The sequence below is a fragment of the uncultured Kluyvera sp. genome (assembly GCF_902485085.1).
GTDB classification, from domain to species: Bacteria; Pseudomonadota; Gammaproteobacteria; order Enterobacterales; family Enterobacteriaceae; genus Kluyvera; species Kluyvera ascorbata.
On record NZ_CABTJS010000087.1, the window covers coordinates 14,099 to 28,747 of the forward strand.

15 protein-coding genes and 1 pseudogene are annotated in these 14,649 nt (G+C 53.6%); 7 read left to right on the forward strand and 9 right to left on the reverse strand.

The genetic code is table 11. From position 1 onward, the window contains the following. Positions 1-41: 41 nt before the first annotated feature. The gene (locus tag RDN66_RS10110) at positions 42-290 is read left to right on the forward strand and encodes a DUF333 domain-containing protein (protein ID WP_227675092.1); all 249 of its coding nucleotides are present in this window, start codon (positions 42-44) and stop codon (positions 288-290) included. A gap of 60 nt (positions 291-350) precedes the next feature. Further along, a complete protein-coding gene (locus tag RDN66_RS10115; RefSeq protein ID WP_123652518.1) occupies positions 351-656 on the forward strand; it encodes a hypothetical protein in 306 nt (101 codons plus the stop codon). 30 nt (positions 657-686) lie between these two features. On the opposite strand, the gene RDN66_RS10120 is transcribed toward RDN66_RS10115, so the two are convergent. Continuing rightward, positions 687-1,031: a DUF488 domain-containing protein gene (locus RDN66_RS10120; protein WP_202215963.1), complete on the reverse strand. Its 345-nt coding sequence runs from the start codon at positions 1,029-1,031 to the stop codon at positions 687-689. 137 nt (positions 1,032-1,168) lie between these two features. On the opposite strand from RDN66_RS10120, the gene RDN66_RS10125 reads away from it, so the two are divergent. Next, positions 1,169-1,876: a CTP synthase gene (locus RDN66_RS10125; RefSeq protein ID WP_123652520.1), complete on the forward strand. Its 708-nt coding sequence runs from the start codon at positions 1,169-1,171 to the stop codon at positions 1,874-1,876. Positions 1,877-1,952: 76 nt separating this feature from the next. Here the strand turns inward: RDN66_RS10125 and RDN66_RS10130 are convergent, their stop codons facing one another. After that, positions 1,953-3,137: a CynX/NimT family MFS transporter gene (locus RDN66_RS10130; RefSeq protein WP_202215961.1), complete on the reverse strand. Its 1,185-nt coding sequence runs from the start codon at positions 3,135-3,137 to the stop codon at positions 1,953-1,955. A 99-nt stretch (positions 3,138-3,236) separates the two neighbouring features. On the opposite strand from RDN66_RS10130, the gene RDN66_RS10135 reads away from it, so the two are divergent. Then, positions 3,237-4,028, forward strand: a complete 792-nt coding sequence (locus tag RDN66_RS10135; protein WP_202218131.1) for a helix-turn-helix domain-containing protein — start codon at positions 3,237-3,239, stop codon at positions 4,026-4,028. On the opposite strand, the gene RDN66_RS10140 is transcribed toward RDN66_RS10135, so the two are convergent. From RDN66_RS10140 to dgcJ, 5 genes are all read right to left on the reverse strand, one after another. Next, entirely contained in the window at positions 4,012-4,458 is a 447-nt protein-coding gene (locus tag RDN66_RS10140) for a DUF441 domain-containing protein (protein ID WP_035897172.1), read from the reverse strand. The two genes, RDN66_RS10135 and RDN66_RS10140, sit on opposite strands and share 17 nt — an antisense overlap. Positions 4,459-4,654: 196 nt before the next feature. Beyond that, complete coding sequence (locus RDN66_RS10145; RefSeq protein ID WP_202215960.1) at positions 4,655-6,691, reverse strand: glycoside hydrolase family 31 protein; 2,037 nt, start codon at positions 6,689-6,691, stop codon at positions 4,655-4,657. Between the two features lie 7 nt (positions 6,692-6,698). Continuing rightward, complete coding sequence (locus RDN66_RS10150; RefSeq protein WP_051910829.1) at positions 6,699-8,042, reverse strand: glycoside-pentoside-hexuronide (GPH):cation symporter; 1,344 nt, start codon at positions 8,040-8,042, stop codon at positions 6,699-6,701. A gap of 253 nt (positions 8,043-8,295) precedes the next feature. Further along, complete coding sequence (locus tag RDN66_RS10155) at positions 8,296-8,796, reverse strand: YbaK/prolyl-tRNA synthetase associated domain-containing protein (protein WP_035897579.1); 501 nt, start codon at positions 8,794-8,796, stop codon at positions 8,296-8,298. Further along, on the reverse strand, positions 8,789-10,297 hold the full coding sequence (dgcJ, locus tag RDN66_RS10160; RefSeq protein WP_202215959.1) for a diguanylate cyclase DgcJ: 1,509 nt from the start codon (positions 10,295-10,297) through the stop codon (positions 8,789-8,791). The genes RDN66_RS10155 and dgcJ overlap by 8 nt, the downstream gene beginning before the upstream one ends. 234 nt (positions 10,298-10,531) lie before the next feature. Here dgcJ and RDN66_RS10165 point away from each other — a divergent pair, with 234 nt between their 5' ends. Then, complete coding sequence (locus RDN66_RS10165; protein WP_308537826.1) at positions 10,532-10,636, forward strand: hypothetical protein; 105 nt, start codon at positions 10,532-10,534, stop codon at positions 10,634-10,636. Between the two features lie 124 nt (positions 10,637-10,760). On the opposite strand, the gene RDN66_RS10170 is transcribed toward RDN66_RS10165, so the two are convergent. After that, the gene (locus RDN66_RS10170) at positions 10,761-11,675 is read right to left on the reverse strand and encodes a DMT family transporter (RefSeq protein ID WP_308537825.1); all 915 of its coding nucleotides are present in this window, start codon (positions 11,673-11,675) and stop codon (positions 10,761-10,763) included. Positions 11,676-11,777: 102 nt separating this feature from the next. Here RDN66_RS10170 and RDN66_RS10175 point away from each other — a divergent pair, with 102 nt between their 5' ends. Then, entirely contained in the window at positions 11,778-12,692 is a 915-nt protein-coding gene (locus tag RDN66_RS10175; protein ID WP_202215957.1) for a LysR family transcriptional regulator, read from the forward strand. Positions 12,693-12,925: 233 nt separating this feature from the next. Here the strand turns inward: RDN66_RS10175 and cho are convergent, their stop codons facing one another. Continuing rightward, on the reverse strand, positions 12,926-13,786 hold the full coding sequence (gene cho, locus RDN66_RS10180) for an excinuclease Cho (RefSeq protein ID WP_227675089.1): 861 nt from the start codon (positions 13,784-13,786) through the stop codon (positions 12,926-12,928). 243 nt (positions 13,787-14,029) lie between these two features. On the opposite strand from cho, the pseudogene RDN66_RS10185 reads away from it, so the two are divergent. Then, positions 14,030-14,447: pseudogene (locus RDN66_RS10185) on the forward strand (translesion error-prone DNA polymerase V autoproteolytic subunit). Positions 14,448-14,649: the final 202 nt, after the last annotated feature.

Genomic DNA, 14,649 nt, shown 5'->3' on the forward strand with positions numbered 1-14,649 from the left:
GAGTTTAAAGCTAAATTCCAGTGTGAAACTAAGGAGAAATGATGTCCCGTCGCTACGTTTTACTGCTGCCATTGCTGCTTGCAGGATGTGCAAAACAGGCTGAACCAGAAGCACCTTTACCGCCGCAAATTGGTATGGCAAATCCTGCTGCGGTTTACTGCCAGCAGAAAGGAGGAGAAAGCATTCGTCAGGTCAATGCGCAGGGCGAATCAAGCCTCTGCAAACTGCCGAATGGCGAAACGATTGAGGAGTGGGCGCTGTGGCGACGCGATCATCCACAGAAAAAATGACAGTACATTCTCTATCCAGTAAACTGCGCACCTAAGATAATTCTGATTAACGAGAGACGTATGTTTTCGCTGAAACCGGGTACCATCGCCGTTATCATCGGTGCCCGTACTGCTGCTGGCCGAGCCAATATTGGCAAGAGTGTTGAACTGTTTGCGCTGATTAACCCAGGAGAGCGTTGCCTGAACCCGGTTAACGGCGTGATGACCGAGCTGTCCGCCGATGCGCCGCGTGCGCTGTGGCTGGTGACCGGTGAAGTCAGCGCAGGTGAGGGACAGCAGGGGTTTGCGTTTGTCCGTTCAGAGTATTTACTGCCATTAACGCCAGACGCGCAGGTTGAACAAGAGCGTTCTGCCCTGGTGGAATAACGCGATGTCCGCAGACATCGCGTTCAGGGTTTAGCGATTTTTTAGCCAGTCGGCGAGTACGTGGGCATGGTTTTGCGCGGTATTGGCGGCCGCGTAAATCAGCGTTAATCCCTGTCTTTGCGCAATGTCAGCAAGACGCTGGCCTTCGTCCTGGTGGTGTGAAAGCTCTTCACGGTAATGCTGACAGAAGGTGGCAAAGTCGATTACCTCGCCGTGGTAGGCCTTGCGCAGCTCGGCTGAAGGGGCAAGGTCTTTGCACCATTCATCGTAGATAAGGTTTTCCTTTTTGATGCCGCGCGGCCACAACCGGTCGACCAGGACACGGTAACCATCATCAGGTGTTGCGTCGTCATACACGCGTTTACACTGGATCATATCCTTCCTCCCTTTTTCCATTCGACCATACCACAAAGATTCGTGGGGTTCGCCCTCCGGGTATTGCTAAAGCGTGACGACATCGCTAATCTGAGGCTCCTTATGCCGTTCGTCATGTCTGTACATAAGGATCTCCCATGGAAAACTCCGCTACTACCCCTGTTCTTCGCATTGCCCTGGTGGGCGACTACAACGCTGATGTCCTTGCGCATCAGGCCATTCCGCTGGCGCTTGATGACGCCGCTGCGGTACTGGAACGACCTATTGAATACCGCTGGGTGGCTACGCGCGATGTGCATAGCGCTGACGCTTTCGCCGATTTCGATGGCATCTGGCTGGTGCCTGCGAGCCCGTATGAAAACACCGAAGGCGCGCTGACCGCCGCCCGCTATGCTCGCGAAAATAGCCTGCCGTTTCTTGGCACCTGCGGGGGTTTCCAGCACGCTATTCTGGAATACGCGCGTAACGTGATGGGATGGGAAGATGCCGCGCATGCGGAAACGGATACCGAAGGCCGCATGGTGATTGCGCCGCTGACCTGCTCGCTGGTGGAGAAGAGCGACACCATTGAACTGCGCGCTAACACGCTCATTGCCCGCGCGTACGGTCGCGACAGCATTGAAGAGGGTTATCACTGCAACTACGGCATCTCTGCCGAATTTGCCGATGCCTTGCAATCACAGGCGTTGCGGGTAACTGGCTGGGATGAAAATGGTGACATTCGCGCGGTGGAACTGGTCACGCATCCGTTCTTCGTGGCGACGCTGTTCCAGCATGAACGTAACGCGCTGGCGGGGCGCCCTGCGCCGCTGGTGCAGGCCTTCCTGCACGCTGCTGCCCAGTAAAAATGTAGCCCGGACGAGGCGGTACGCCGACTCCGGGATTTTTCCCGGCGTCGCTACGCTCGGTCGGGCTACGACGTTATCCGACGTTAATCTCTCTATCTCGCCCGGCAAGCCCGCCGAACACCGCCATCACCAGCGCAATGATAGCAACCGCAAGCAATGAGATATGCCATGCGCCGGTGGCATCATGAATTTTCCCCATCAGCGGCGGCCCGCATGCTGCCAGCAGATAGCCCACTGCCTGCGCCATCCCCGAAAGGGCGGCAGCCTGATGCGCCGAACTGGCGCGCAGCCCGATAAAGGTCAGGCCCAAAATCATAGTAGCGCCGGAGCCAAAGCCAAAGATAACCGTCCAGAGCACCGCCTGTGAGGGAAAGTGCCAGTAGCCCAGCGCGCTAACGGCGCACATCAGCGCGACGGTAATAGCGATCCCGCGTTGATCCTTCATACGATGCAGGATAATCGGCACCACAAAACCGGGAGCGGCGGTAGCAAGCTGCAACAGGCCATGCAGAGAGCCAGCATGCGCTTCGCTGTAGCCCTGGCTAATCAGAATTGCTGGCAGCCAGCCGATAATCACGTAGTAGACCAGCGAATTCAGGCCGAGGAACAGCGTCACCTGCCAGGCCAGCGCCGAGCGCCAGATGCCGCGATTATGCATGGCACCGCTGCCGGAGATGGCCGTGGTTTTTGCTGCCCGCCACTGCGGCAACCAGAACAGCAGCGCCAGTATTGGGAACACCATCAACATCAGCAGCGCGCCGCGCCAGCCAAAGCCGCTTAGCGCAATAGGAACGACCAGCGCCGAACCCAACGCGGCGGCGGCCCCCATGGTGACCGAATAGGCCCCGGTGAATTTCGCCACCTGTGAGGCAAAATCACGTTTGATTAACCCTGGCAGCAGTACGTTACCGAGCGCAATCCCGCAGCCAATAATGGCGGTACCGATAAACATCAGCGCGACCGACGGCAGAGAGCGCACGGCGATACCGGCGCAAATCAACAGCATGGCGATAAACAGGCTGCGCTCCATGCCGATACGCCGGGCTACCCCGGCTGCCAGCGGTGAGACCAGACCAAACGCCAGCAGCGGCAGCGTAGTTAACAGCCCGGTCTGTGCGGTGGTCAGCCCGTATTCCGCACGAATCGAATCAAGCAGAGGGGCGGCGCCGGTAAAGGTGACGCGCAGCGTCGAAGCAATCAATAAAATACCAATAATCAGCAGCCAACGACGGCTGGAAGACGTCACAACATCAGACATAGTCATCTCGACAAAAGAGTGGGAGCACTACAATACCCGGTTTAGCCTTTGCTGAAATCAAGCTAAAATGACAGATTATCGCTAAATTCGGACAAAATGATGCTGGGACTCGGTTTAGGCGGCTATCACCCGGATAGCCATCAGGATGCGGCCATCGCGTTTGGGGTACAGGTAGCGGAGGGTGAGCAGCATATTCCGCTGCATCAGCACCGAAAAGGGCAGTTGATTCTTGCGCTGCGCGGTGCAATTACCTGTGAAGTGGAAAATGCGATGTGGATGGTACCACCGCAGTTTGCGGTGTGGATCCCCGGTGAAGTACCGCACAGCAATCGGGCCACGCCGCAGGCGGAACTGTGCTTTTTGTTTATCGAACCCGGCGCGGCGCAGATGCCAGCGCACTGCTGCACGCTGAAGATATCACCGTTGGTGCGCGAGCTGATTTTAGCGTTAGCTCAGCGCGATGAAGCCCAGCGTCTGGAGCCGGAAACGCAGCGGCTCATTCAGGTTCTGTTCGATGAGTTACCGCAGCAGCCAGAGCAGCAGCTACAGTTGCCGGTCTCCGCACACCCGAAAATTCGTCTGATGGTGGAGACCATGGAAGCGGAGCCCGCGCAGTGGCAGACGCTGGCGCAGTGGGCGCAGCGCTTCGCCATGAGCGAGCGCAATCTTGCCCGGCTGGTGGTGAAAGAGACCGGGCTGAACTTTCGCCGCTGGCGGCATCAGCTGCAGTTGATCCTCGCCCTGCAGATGTTAATACGCGGGCTTAACGTACAGCAGGTGGCGCTGTCGCTGGGTTACGACTCCACCACGGCGTTTATCACCATGTTCCGCAAGGGGCTAGGGAAAACGCCGGGGCGCTATCTGGCGGCGCTGACTACGACTTCCCAATAAGTAGCGAGACGAGACCGGCGGCAATCAACGGCCCGACCGGCACGCCGCGGAACAGGGCGACGCCAAGAACCGTGCCGACTAATAGTCCAGCCACCAGATGCGGTTGAGTTCCCATCAGCGTCACGCCGCGCCCGCCGAGCCACGAGACAAACACGCCGACACCAATGGCAACCAGCGATTTCCAGTTGGCAAACGAGTGTATCAATGTGGAGGCCGGCAGCGTGCCGCTGGCGATGGGCGCCATAACGCTGATGGTCAGAATAATAATCCCGATGCTAAGCCCTTGTTTTTCTACCCACGGGAAGAAGGTGCTTAGCGGGGTGACGCGAAGAATAATCAGAACCAGAATGGAGACGGCGACGGTGGTGTTGTGGCTGATAAAGCCGAGCGCCGCCAGACCTAAAAGGATCAGTAGGGTGGTATCGAGCATAGAGCGGTAATCCTTGCCAGAAAAAGAAAAAAGACTGCATTATCGTAGCCCGGACGAGGCGGAACGCCGACTCCGGGGGCTCCCCGGCGTCGCTGCGCTCGGCCGGGCTACTGGTTTGTCGCTCTACTGTACGCAAGAAGCGGGGCGTACACAGTTCTTTTTCAATCTTTGTCGAGGATTTCAGGCATTTGCCTGATTATCTGACCAATACCGTCAATAATGGACTGCCTTCGCGAATAAACAGAGGAATCGTCTCCAGCCCGGCAGCGGCGGTGATGCGCTGGCCGCCCTGATAGCGCTCTCCATCGAGCCCTACCCAGGCATTACCGCTCGGTAACCAGACATCACGCTGGCGTTGTCCTGCATGCATCACCGGCGCGACCAGCAGATCCTCGCCGAACAGATACTGATCTTCCGTCTGCCAGCTTTGCGGCTCGTCAGGGTAGTGCCAGAACAGCGGGCGCATCAGCGGGTCACCGTGGCGGTGGGCATTATCGTACAGCGCATCAATGTACGGACGCAGGCTTTCACGGACCCCAAGCCAGCGCTGCATAATGGCGAAGTTCTCTTCACCGTAGCTCCACAGCTCATTAGGTGAACCGCTGTCGCACTGCGGGATACCATGACGGTAGCTTTCCGGCGGCTGAACCCGCGGTTCGCGGTAGCCGTGCATGCGCAGCACCGGGCAGAACACGGCCCACTGGAACCAACGGATCAGCAGTTCGTGGAATGCCGGGTCGTGAATGTTTCCGCCCTGGAAACCGCCGATATCCGTGGTCCACCACGGGATCCCCGCCAGACCCATATTCAGCCCAGCGGCCAACTGGTTGCGGAAGGCGTGGAAAGACGAGTGCACGTCGCCTGACCAGGCCAGCACGCCGTAGCGTTGGCTACCGGCCCAGCTGCAGCGCACCAGATTGACGATATCGCGCTCGCCTGCGTCGTGCAGCCCATCGTAGAAGCCCTGCGCAAAATCGCGCGGGTAGCGGTTGCCCACTTCCAGTACCGGACCGGCATGATAGCGATAGTTATCGAAATCGTAGGCGCGGTACTCCGGCTCGGCTTCATCCAGCCAGAACAATTTGATACCGAGATCGTAATAGTTTTTCTTCACCGTCTCCCAGACGTACTCTCGGGCCTGCGGGTGGGTGGCATCAAAGAAGGTGGTGTTGCCCATAAAGTCGAGATTGACCTGCACACCGCGATCGCTGGTGACCAGCCAACCCTTGGCTTTCATATGCGGGAACAGCGGGCTGCGCGCTTCAACCGTCGGCCAGACGGAGACCATCAGTTTAATGCCGAGTGACTCCAGCTCTTCCACCATCGCTTTCGGATCGGGCCAGTCAACCGGGTCAAAGCACCAGGTTCCCTGGTTCGGCCAGTGGAAGAAGTCGATAACCATTACCGAGAGCGGTAGCTGGCGGCGGTGATATTCACGGGCCACTTCCAGCACCTCTTGCTGATTACGATAGCGCAGCTTGCACTGCCACAGGCCGCTGATAAATTCCGGCGCGGGTGGCGGCGTACCGGTGGCGCGCGCGTATTGGCGGGTAATTTGTGCGACGGTATCGCCCGCGGTTATCCAGTAATCCATCTCTTCGGTGACGCGCGCCGTCCACCAGGTGTGGTTTTTCGCCAGCACCGCCTCGCCAATGGCGGGGTTGTTCCACAGCAAGCCGTAACCGAGACTGGATTGTAAAAACGGCACGCTGGCCTGTGAATTACGCTGGGCTAGCTCCAGCGAGCAGCCTTTGAGATCCAGCCACGGCTGCTGATACTGCCCCATGCCGTACAGCCGCTCGCCGTCACGCGACTCAAAACGCACCGTCAGCTGATACTTACCGCCGGGCAGCGGCTTAAATTCGCGGCCGTCGAGCTTGAGGGCGCTGACGTATTTATCCTGGCTCTTTTCGCTAGCGCCAATCCCCACCGTTGAGCGCTGACGCCACATCTCTTCCAGCAGCAGTTCACCGCGCTGGTTATAAAACGCCAACTGCCCTTTGAGGTTCAACACCGCACGAATATTGCCGTGGGTTAAGCTCAGGGTTTCCGCATCCTGCTGAATAATCGCCTGGCTTTCAGCCTGGGGCAGCAGCGCATTCAGCTCAGTCTTGAACGCCGGAGCACAGGTGGCGCGAACGCGGAGGCTGTGTTCTCCCCAGGGCTCTACGCGCAGTATCTGCCGTTCGAAGCGCCACTCGATAGCGTTTGCATGCTGAATTAGTTCGCTCATGGTTGACTCATCCTTTCACAAGAGATTGGGTTTTCGCGAGATTGATTTCCTGCATGGTGCTGTCGTCCAGCTTGTACCAGCGCAGGGTGATGAATGCGCCCAGAGACAGCAGCCCAGGCACTACGGTGAAGAGGGCGACGATGCAGTGCATCGCCAGCGGCGTTTGCTCTGGTGCGTTGGCGACGTAACCGCTAAAGCCAAGCGTCCAGCCAACGATGGCTCCGCTCAGCGCCATACCCAGCTTGAGCACGGCGAGGAAGGTCGAGAAGATAATGCCGTCCATACGTTTGCCCTGACGCCATTCGCCGTAGTCGGCGACGTCCGCCATCATCACCCACATCAGGGTCGTGGTGGACTGATAAAGGGTAGAGACGATGAACGTCAGCGGCACCAGCACGACGATGGATTTTGGCGCGAAGAACAGCCCGATACTCAGTACCCCGGCCAGCACGGCGCAGTAGCCGAACATCTGGACCTTGTTGGCGTTGCGGGTCAGACGTTTGGCCAGCAGGCTACCGGCGGCTTTGCCGATGATGTGTGCGGCCAGCATCCACATAAAGTAAGCGGCGCTGCCGAGGTAGTAGGTGACGAAATACATCATGGCGCCAAGGCGAATCACGCCAAAGCCGATATTGGTCATCACCAGTATGGCGACCACGCGCCATTGATCGTTGCGCAGCAGGTCACGCAGTTCGGCGAGGTAGTTGTTGTGAGTGGCTGGGGCTTTAATGCGTTCGCGGGTGTTGGCAAAACAGATCCAGAACATCACCACGGCAACGCAGGCCATGATTGCCATTGCGGAACGGTAGCCCATGAGCTTGTCATCGCCGCCCAGATACTCGGCCAGCGGCATCATAAAGAAAGTCGACATGGCGCCGCCGAGCGTGGCCAGGAAAAAGCGCCAGGACTGCAGGGAGATGCGTTCATCGTTGTCTGGCGTAATGACCGCGCCCATCGAGCAGTAAGGAATGTTGATGGCGGTGTACATCAGCATCATGAAGGTGTAAGTGACGCTGGCGAAGATCATTTTGCCGGACATGTCCAGCGACTGCGGCACGGCGTAGGTCAGCAGACAGCTCACGCCGAAAGGCAGCGCCAGCCACAGCATCCACGGACGAAACTTGCCCCAGCGTGAGCGCGTACGGTCGGCCATATAGCCCATTGCCGGGTCGATGATGGCGTCAGCGGTACGCGCCAGTAAAAACATGGTGCCCACGAAGGCGGCGGGCAGGCCAACCACGTCGGTATAATAGAAGGTTAAAAAGATAATGACGTTGTCCAGACCGATATGGCTGGCCATATCGCCTAATCCATAGCTGATTTTTTCTTTACGGGTAACTTTCATGTTCATCGTATCACCTGGTGTCGTTACAGCACGATTGTGGGGAAAGACGCCATACAGTGTGGATGAGTGAGAAAAGTTAACAATTGCGATATTCCGTATTACGCTTACGTAAACTGCTTTGCGTGATACCGGTAACAGAATGAGTGGGTGTGAATGTAACGAGATTGTATGTAGGCCGGATAAGCGAAGCGCCATCCGGCAATAGGCAGCTGTGTGCCGGATGGCGCTTCGCTTATCCGGCCTACCGTATCCGAAGCGATCAGGATTGACGGCGGAAAGAGACCAGCTCCGGCTGTGCGATACGCAGATAATCTTCGGTATTGAGGATCACCGATTTTTCAAGGCTACCGGCGTTAAAAGCAATTTCCTCAAAACGGTCGAATAATAGCGGGTCAGCCACCAAGCGTAGCGACGGGTGGAAGCTGAATGGCGGAATCGCGCCAAACACGCAGGCGGTGAGGGCATCCACTTCAGCCGGGCTAGCGAGAGACGCCTTTAAGCCGCCGATATGGTGCGCCAGCCGTGCGAGGTCGGCTTGCTGGTCGGCGGCGAGGATAGCCAGTACGTGCTGGCTTACGCCGTTGCCTTTCACCTTGCACACCAGCGCTTTGGCACCCTGGCCTAACGCGGTGCCGCGAATTTCAGACACGGCTTCACATTTACCCACGGCATCGTGCGCCATCACGCGATAGCGCGCCTGATGCTCGTCGAGCAGGCCCAGTAGCCGTTGATGAACATCTACAGTGATGGGTTCAATCATTATTTTTTCCATATGCATGCGCCGAAGCGGTTTTGTTACGCTGTTTATGTTGATAGAGGCGCTGGTCGGCTATCTTCATCGACTGCTCAAGGCTATCGCCAAGGCGCATCTTGTAGGCTCCCCAGGAGAAACTCACGCGGCTTTCCGTGTCGATAAGCGCCAGATGATCCTGAATACGTTCCGTTATCACCTTCGCTTCGGCTTCTTCGTAGTCAATCAGGATAATACAAAATTCGTCGCCCCCCAGGCGAACGCCATAATCGCTTTTGCGGATAGTGGCCGATATTGCCTGCGCCAGCATGATTATCGCCCGGTCGCCCTCATCGTGGCCCCAGGTGTCGTTGATAAACTTCAGCCTGTCGCAGTCGAGGGCAATAACAACAACGCCCACTCCCTGTTCCGTCAGGCGCTGTAAGCGCATGCTTTGCACCGACGAGAGAATCTTACGGTTGTAGAGCCCGGTCAGTGCGTCGCTGATGTTCTCCTGGCTAACCGTCCGGTAGAGGCGGAAATGCGTGCGAACAAGCTGCAACAACGCGGCGGTGGAAATGAGGTAAAACAGGAATAGTTTCCACGAACTCAGCAGGAAGTACATCACATCCAGCGACAGCTCCACGCGCATGTTTTCGGCCAGCGGTCGGCTGTAGTGCACATAGCTCAGCAGGTGAGACGTGCTGCGATGGACCTCGATATGGGCGTTATTATCGGAATCAATAAATGAGATATCCAGATAGCGCCAGAAATGAGGACGGTCACGGGTATAGAAAATATCGTGTAGGTCCTGGTGAGAGAGATCAACCATCACAATGCCTTGTAGGTTTTCATGATGATAGAGCGGTGTTAAAAACGTTAAGATATTTTTATGAGTAAAGGTATCAATATAGATACTGGATACCACTGTTCTTCCAAGGAATAAATTTTCCAGACTGGCCGGAGATATACCCAGTCGATCGCCATAAAGGAAATTCCAACTGGTTAACGTCGCGTCATGAATCACTACTGGTGAATTAAAATAGATATATTGATTCACCACATCAATATAATAACGAAAACGTTTCTGCTGTGGTATTGCATCGGGCAGGCGTGGTTTCCAGGCGGTACTATTGTCGACGGCCGCATCAAAAGCTTCAAGGGCGGGGAGGCTTTGCGCCCATTTGTCGCAGGGTGTTTTCCCCGCAGTGAGCGAGCCGGATAGCTTCGAATAGCGGTAACCATCGATGTTCAGACCGTGAATGTTGCCGCGATGCTGTACGCTGGCGCAGGCATGCGCTGCCGCTTCGGCAGTGGGGCGTTCATCCAGCTTTTGAGCGAATTGCGAAATAATCAGCTGGTTCTGATATTTCTCATAGAGAAAGGCCGACTCGCCTTTGTCGATGATATATCGCATATATTCGGACATATCCCGATGGCTGGCGACTAATTCATAAATCAGGAAAGAGGATGTCAGTATGACGACGCCTGATGAAATGACAAATCGCAGTATTTTATTCTGCAGTTTCATAGTGAAATTATATGTTCTTCCGTGTCAGTCGGAATATTAACATGATGCGCCCAGTATCTCTAGCAATGCATTAGCGATAGAAATGTTTTGAAAACATCAAGCGGGAAGAACCTGCCCGTGAGCGTGGTTTTTCACTATCTTGCATAGGGAACTGTAGCTCACCTGGTCACTTTCTGTATTTTGCATCTGGGGGCCTATATTCTGACGCGTCCTTTCGGCGCAGCCTGTGGCGACTTGCTTTCCCAGCCGGTAGATAACGGTGGCGTTGGCCTGGCAATCACCGTAATGATTATAGGACTGGTCGTGAGCGACTGGCGTAAACGCACCGCCGTAAGATAAGAGTAGCCGCGCGGGTGGCGAAGAGATATACATCTTCCCCCGACGACAATTGTAGCCCGGCCGAGCGCAGCGACGCCGGGATTTCTACACGGAGTGCTTCTGCTTTATGTGCAATATATTTTGTTTATGACACGCTAGCCTTGAATGCTCGCTTCACTGATTTTCCTGAGCAGAGTGCAATCCCGCAGATAATCAGTAGCGCGCTGACCAGATGATATATATGTAATAGTTCACTGAGAAACATCACGCTGAATAAACCACCACTCAGCGGGATGAAATGGGAAAACACTTCTCCACGCGTCGCGCCAATCGCCTGAATGCCTTTATTCCACATCAAATATGAGAGCCACGATGGAAAAATTATCAAGTACAGCAGACCTATCACCAAACCACTGTGGCCCAATTCAGCAAGTGGTGGAATGCCATTTTTCGCCATAGAGAAAATCAATATTGGAAAAAGCACTATAGCGCCTATCGTCGCACTAACGGCAACAAACGCATTTCCCCCCACTTCACGAGGTTTTATCCGCAGAAATGCACAATATACCGCCCAGCTTGCTGCCGAACCCATCGTCCACAGATCGCCACGATTGAGATGCTTTAGGGTTTCCAGGTGCCATAAATCCCCCTGCATCACCAGATAGGCGACACCGAAAGAGCTGATAATAACCCCAGCAATATTCTGGATTGTTATTTTTTCCTTAAAAATAGTTTTATTGATCAATAGAACTAATGCCGGGGTCGTAGACAAATAAATGGCAGCATTAAGCGAAGAAGTATATTGCAGACCGATATACAGCGTCAGTGGGAATAACACTTGCCCAAACAAAGCCAGAAAGATGATGATGTGAAAAGAACGCTGCATAGCGTTCCATTGCTCACGAATCTGCCTGTAGTAGAGCGCTACCAGTAATATGGCCGTAAATATCCAGCGAGCAGAGGATAATAGAACAGGGTCAACAAGACTGACTAATAGATGTCCTACCACATAATTTCCACCCCAAAAGCATGCGGCGAGAGTGAGTAATAAATAAGGCATAGCAATACCCTTCAATAATTCATTTTTGTTCCCTGGAACATTACCGCGAAGAAAATGGAGATGCTAATATAAAGTTTTGCTCGGATGGTATCGTTTTAAACTATGAAATTTACCCTCAGGCAACTTGAATTTTACATAGCATTAGCAGAAACATTGCAAGTTTCTAAAGCTGCTAGCCGTTGTCACGTTTCGCAATCTTCTATGACGGTCGCATTACGGAATCTGGAAGAGGCACTTGATGCACAGCTGTTTCTGCGCCAGCCAAAAGGAATCCAGCTCACTTTGGCTGGAGAACGCTTCCTGACTCATGCCCGCACGATCATCGGCAATAGCCACATCGCGCTGGAGGATTTACATCGCCAACCGGAAACGACCGCTGGAAAAGTACGGATAGGGATAGCTCAGACGCTTTCGGCTTACCTGCTACCGGAGATGCTAAGTGACATTGAAAACCGCTTTCCGTTACTGGAAATTGACTATTTCGAGGCCACTGCGCCCGATCTGCTGGCTGCTCTGCGTCAGCAGCAGGTTGATTTTTGTCTACTGCTCACATCGAATATTCAGCGCGACAGTGACCTGGAGGTGGAAACCATTATTCGATCGCTACGCCAGCTCTGGATCGCTCCGGGACATGCTTTGCTGAGCCAGTCTGTTATCCGCCTGCGGGATATCGTAAAACTGCCCTTTTTGATGCTTGAGACCGATGAATATCCCACGGTGATCACCCATGTCTGGCAGCACGCTGGCTATCAGCCTTCCATCCACTTTCGTAGTAACTCCTTTGAAGCCGTGCGCAGCCTCGTTGCCCAGGGCAACGGTATCACCATCTTATCCGACCTGGTTTATCGCCCCTGGTCGCTAAACGGCCAGCGCGTCATTCGTCGGACGATTGAAGACTGTATCACCTACATGGACGTCGGCGTGGTCACTAACGCTGGACAACCGCTGTCGGCGCCAGCTCAGCGATTCAGGGATTTTTTACGTTCGCTGATTGTGAGACTTGAGGGAAAGAGCTAAATGCGTTGTTTACTTGTGGAGCAGCACCCGTTCAGTAACGTTATGTAATTGCTGAAAAAATTTTTCTTCTCAATATATCTCCAAAACGCCACGTGAAAAATAAAGCAATTTCATGATAGGAGTCATCGCGATTTTTCACGTAACTATAGCACCAACTTTTTCCAATTAAGGCTGCGATCATTTTGTACCGTTCACTCATCGACTCGGTGGAGTGCCCCAGGAAAGTCTTAACGTTAACCCAACATGTTTAGAATGATAATATTTTCGTTACTGGTCAGAAGGGGTTTGCATAAGATCTTATAACCATCCTGATCAAAACCTGCCTCTTGTCGAGATAGCATTTTTGCTTCGTCGAGTGAACTGACTGAGCCAAGCCACATCCAGTTGCGAATAATATGGTACTGAGTTAAATCAGCACTCTCTTCTTTCATAGCAATAGCTCCGTTCCAGGGCCAGCATACAAGCTGTAGTCGTTCAAGTGCCAACAATAGCCTCTGGTGATGAGATTCTATGGTCTCTTTACCACAACATGCACCTGCGCATCGCTGCAGTGCCGAACGAAAGCAACCGCGATTACCGCTCAGTGATTCCAGGCCAAGTAATCCGTAACAGAGACGATGTTCATCTGCTATAGACTTCAATGCTTCAAGTGCATTACGTCGATTAGAAAATAGGCCATATAAATTTGGTTGATGAGAAAAATCTATCTCCTTTGCATACACCACCTTAGGTTGTCCTGCATCTAAATGTAATGAACAAAGTTGATGGGTACGACGAAGACGTTTATTGAAGAGTGGTTGCTGCTCTTTAATCATTTTAGCCTCAAGCAGCAGTGCGCCAATTTCACCAGCGGTACGTATCCAACTTATTTTTTTGGATTGGTAGAGCATTGATGCTTCATCCTGGGCACGGAAGTGTGACATCACGCGACTGCGAATATTAACACTTTTCCCTATGTAAAGCGGCAGCGTTTCACTCTCTCCGTGGAATACATAGACACCGGGTAATGGAGGAATTTCAGAGAGATACTGACGGAGATGCTCCGGATATTCATAAATCGCTGAAGGCTCAAATTTAAGGCGTTGTATGGGCAAGTCCCCTCCGATATCTGTTCATTTAAACAGTGCAATATCAATAATAGATAACTCTAGTGGGTTTGGTAGTAGGAACAGTGAAAGTGGAATCGCGTGGACTTATCGGTGCTGGAAATTACTTATTAATGATCCCATTCCATCGAAATTCCTTTTGTCATAAACGAGTTCCGCAAACATGCTTTAGCTCCTCTCTACAGTATATATGCTGTATGTATATACAGTTTTAATGTGAGTGAGTTCATTATGAAGTTTTTTTCACCAGTAGAACTGCGTGAGATTGTCACGCTGCGGCTGTTCAGTGAGCGGGTTCCTTGCGGTTTTCCTTCACCTACAGCTGATTACGTTGAGCAACGTATTTATTTGAATGAGCTGCTTATCCAGCACCCCAGCGCTACCCATTTTGTGGAAGCGTCCGGCGATTCAATGATAGATACCGGGATAAGTGACGGTAATTTGCTGGTGGTGGACAGTTCGAAAACGGCTGAGCACGGCGATATCATTATCGCCGCTGTGGAAGGGGGGCACTGTGAAACGCTTGCTACTTCGGCCGACGGTTCAGTTAAACCCGATGAACAGCGCTTACTCCCCGATCATTGTTGGTAGTGAAGAGACGCTGGACGTGCTCGTCGTTGTGACTTTCATCGTGAAAGCCGCAAGTTGACATGTTTGCACTCTGCAATGTGAATTCGTTCTACGCCTACTGCGAGACGGTATTCAGTGAGGATTTGAAAGGGCGCCAAAAGCCCGCTTTGTGCTGTGAGTTCAACGGGTCGATGCAACGCTATCCTTGATCAAGGGGGGACGTTGCCATGAAACGAAGAACGCGCATTTACTACACGCCAGAACAGAAAGCGATTATCTGG

Coding starts and splice junctions, on each gene's coding strand:
- RDN66_RS10110 (WP_227675092.1), top strand. CDS start 42: ATGTCCCGTCGCTACGTTTTACTGCTGCCATTGCTGCTTGCAGGATGT.
- RDN66_RS10115 (WP_123652518.1), top strand. CDS start 351: ATGTTTTCGCTGAAACCGGGTACCATCGCCGTTATCATCGGTGCCCGT.
- RDN66_RS10120 (WP_202215963.1), bottom strand. CDS start 1,031: ATGATCCAGTGTAAACGCGTGTATGACGACGCAACACCTGATGATGGT.
- RDN66_RS10125 (WP_123652520.1), top strand. CDS start 1,169: ATGGAAAACTCCGCTACTACCCCTGTTCTTCGCATTGCCCTGGTGGGC.
- RDN66_RS10130 (WP_202215961.1), bottom strand. CDS start 3,137: ATGTCTGATGTTGTGACGTCTTCCAGCCGTCGTTGGCTGCTGATTATT.
- RDN66_RS10135 (WP_202218131.1), top strand. CDS start 3,237: ATGCTGGGACTCGGTTTAGGCGGCTATCACCCGGATAGCCATCAGGAT.
- RDN66_RS10140 (WP_035897172.1), bottom strand. CDS start 4,458: ATGCTCGATACCACCCTACTGATCCTTTTAGGTCTGGCGGCGCTCGGC.
- RDN66_RS10145 (WP_202215960.1), bottom strand. CDS start 6,691: ATGAGCGAACTAATTCAGCATGCAAACGCTATCGAGTGGCGCTTCGAA.
- RDN66_RS10150 (WP_051910829.1), bottom strand. CDS start 8,042: ATGAACATGAAAGTTACCCGTAAAGAAAAAATCAGCTATGGATTAGGC.
- RDN66_RS10155 (WP_035897579.1), bottom strand. CDS start 8,796: ATGATTGAACCCATCACTGTAGATGTTCATCAACGGCTACTGGGCCTG.
- dgcJ (WP_202215959.1), bottom strand. CDS start 10,297: ATGAAACTGCAGAATAAAATACTGCGATTTGTCATTTCATCAGGCGTC.
- RDN66_RS10170 (WP_308537825.1), bottom strand. CDS start 11,675: ATGCCTTATTTATTACTCACTCTCGCCGCATGCTTTTGGGGTGGAAAT.
- RDN66_RS10175 (WP_202215957.1), top strand. CDS start 11,778: ATGAAATTTACCCTCAGGCAACTTGAATTTTACATAGCATTAGCAGAA.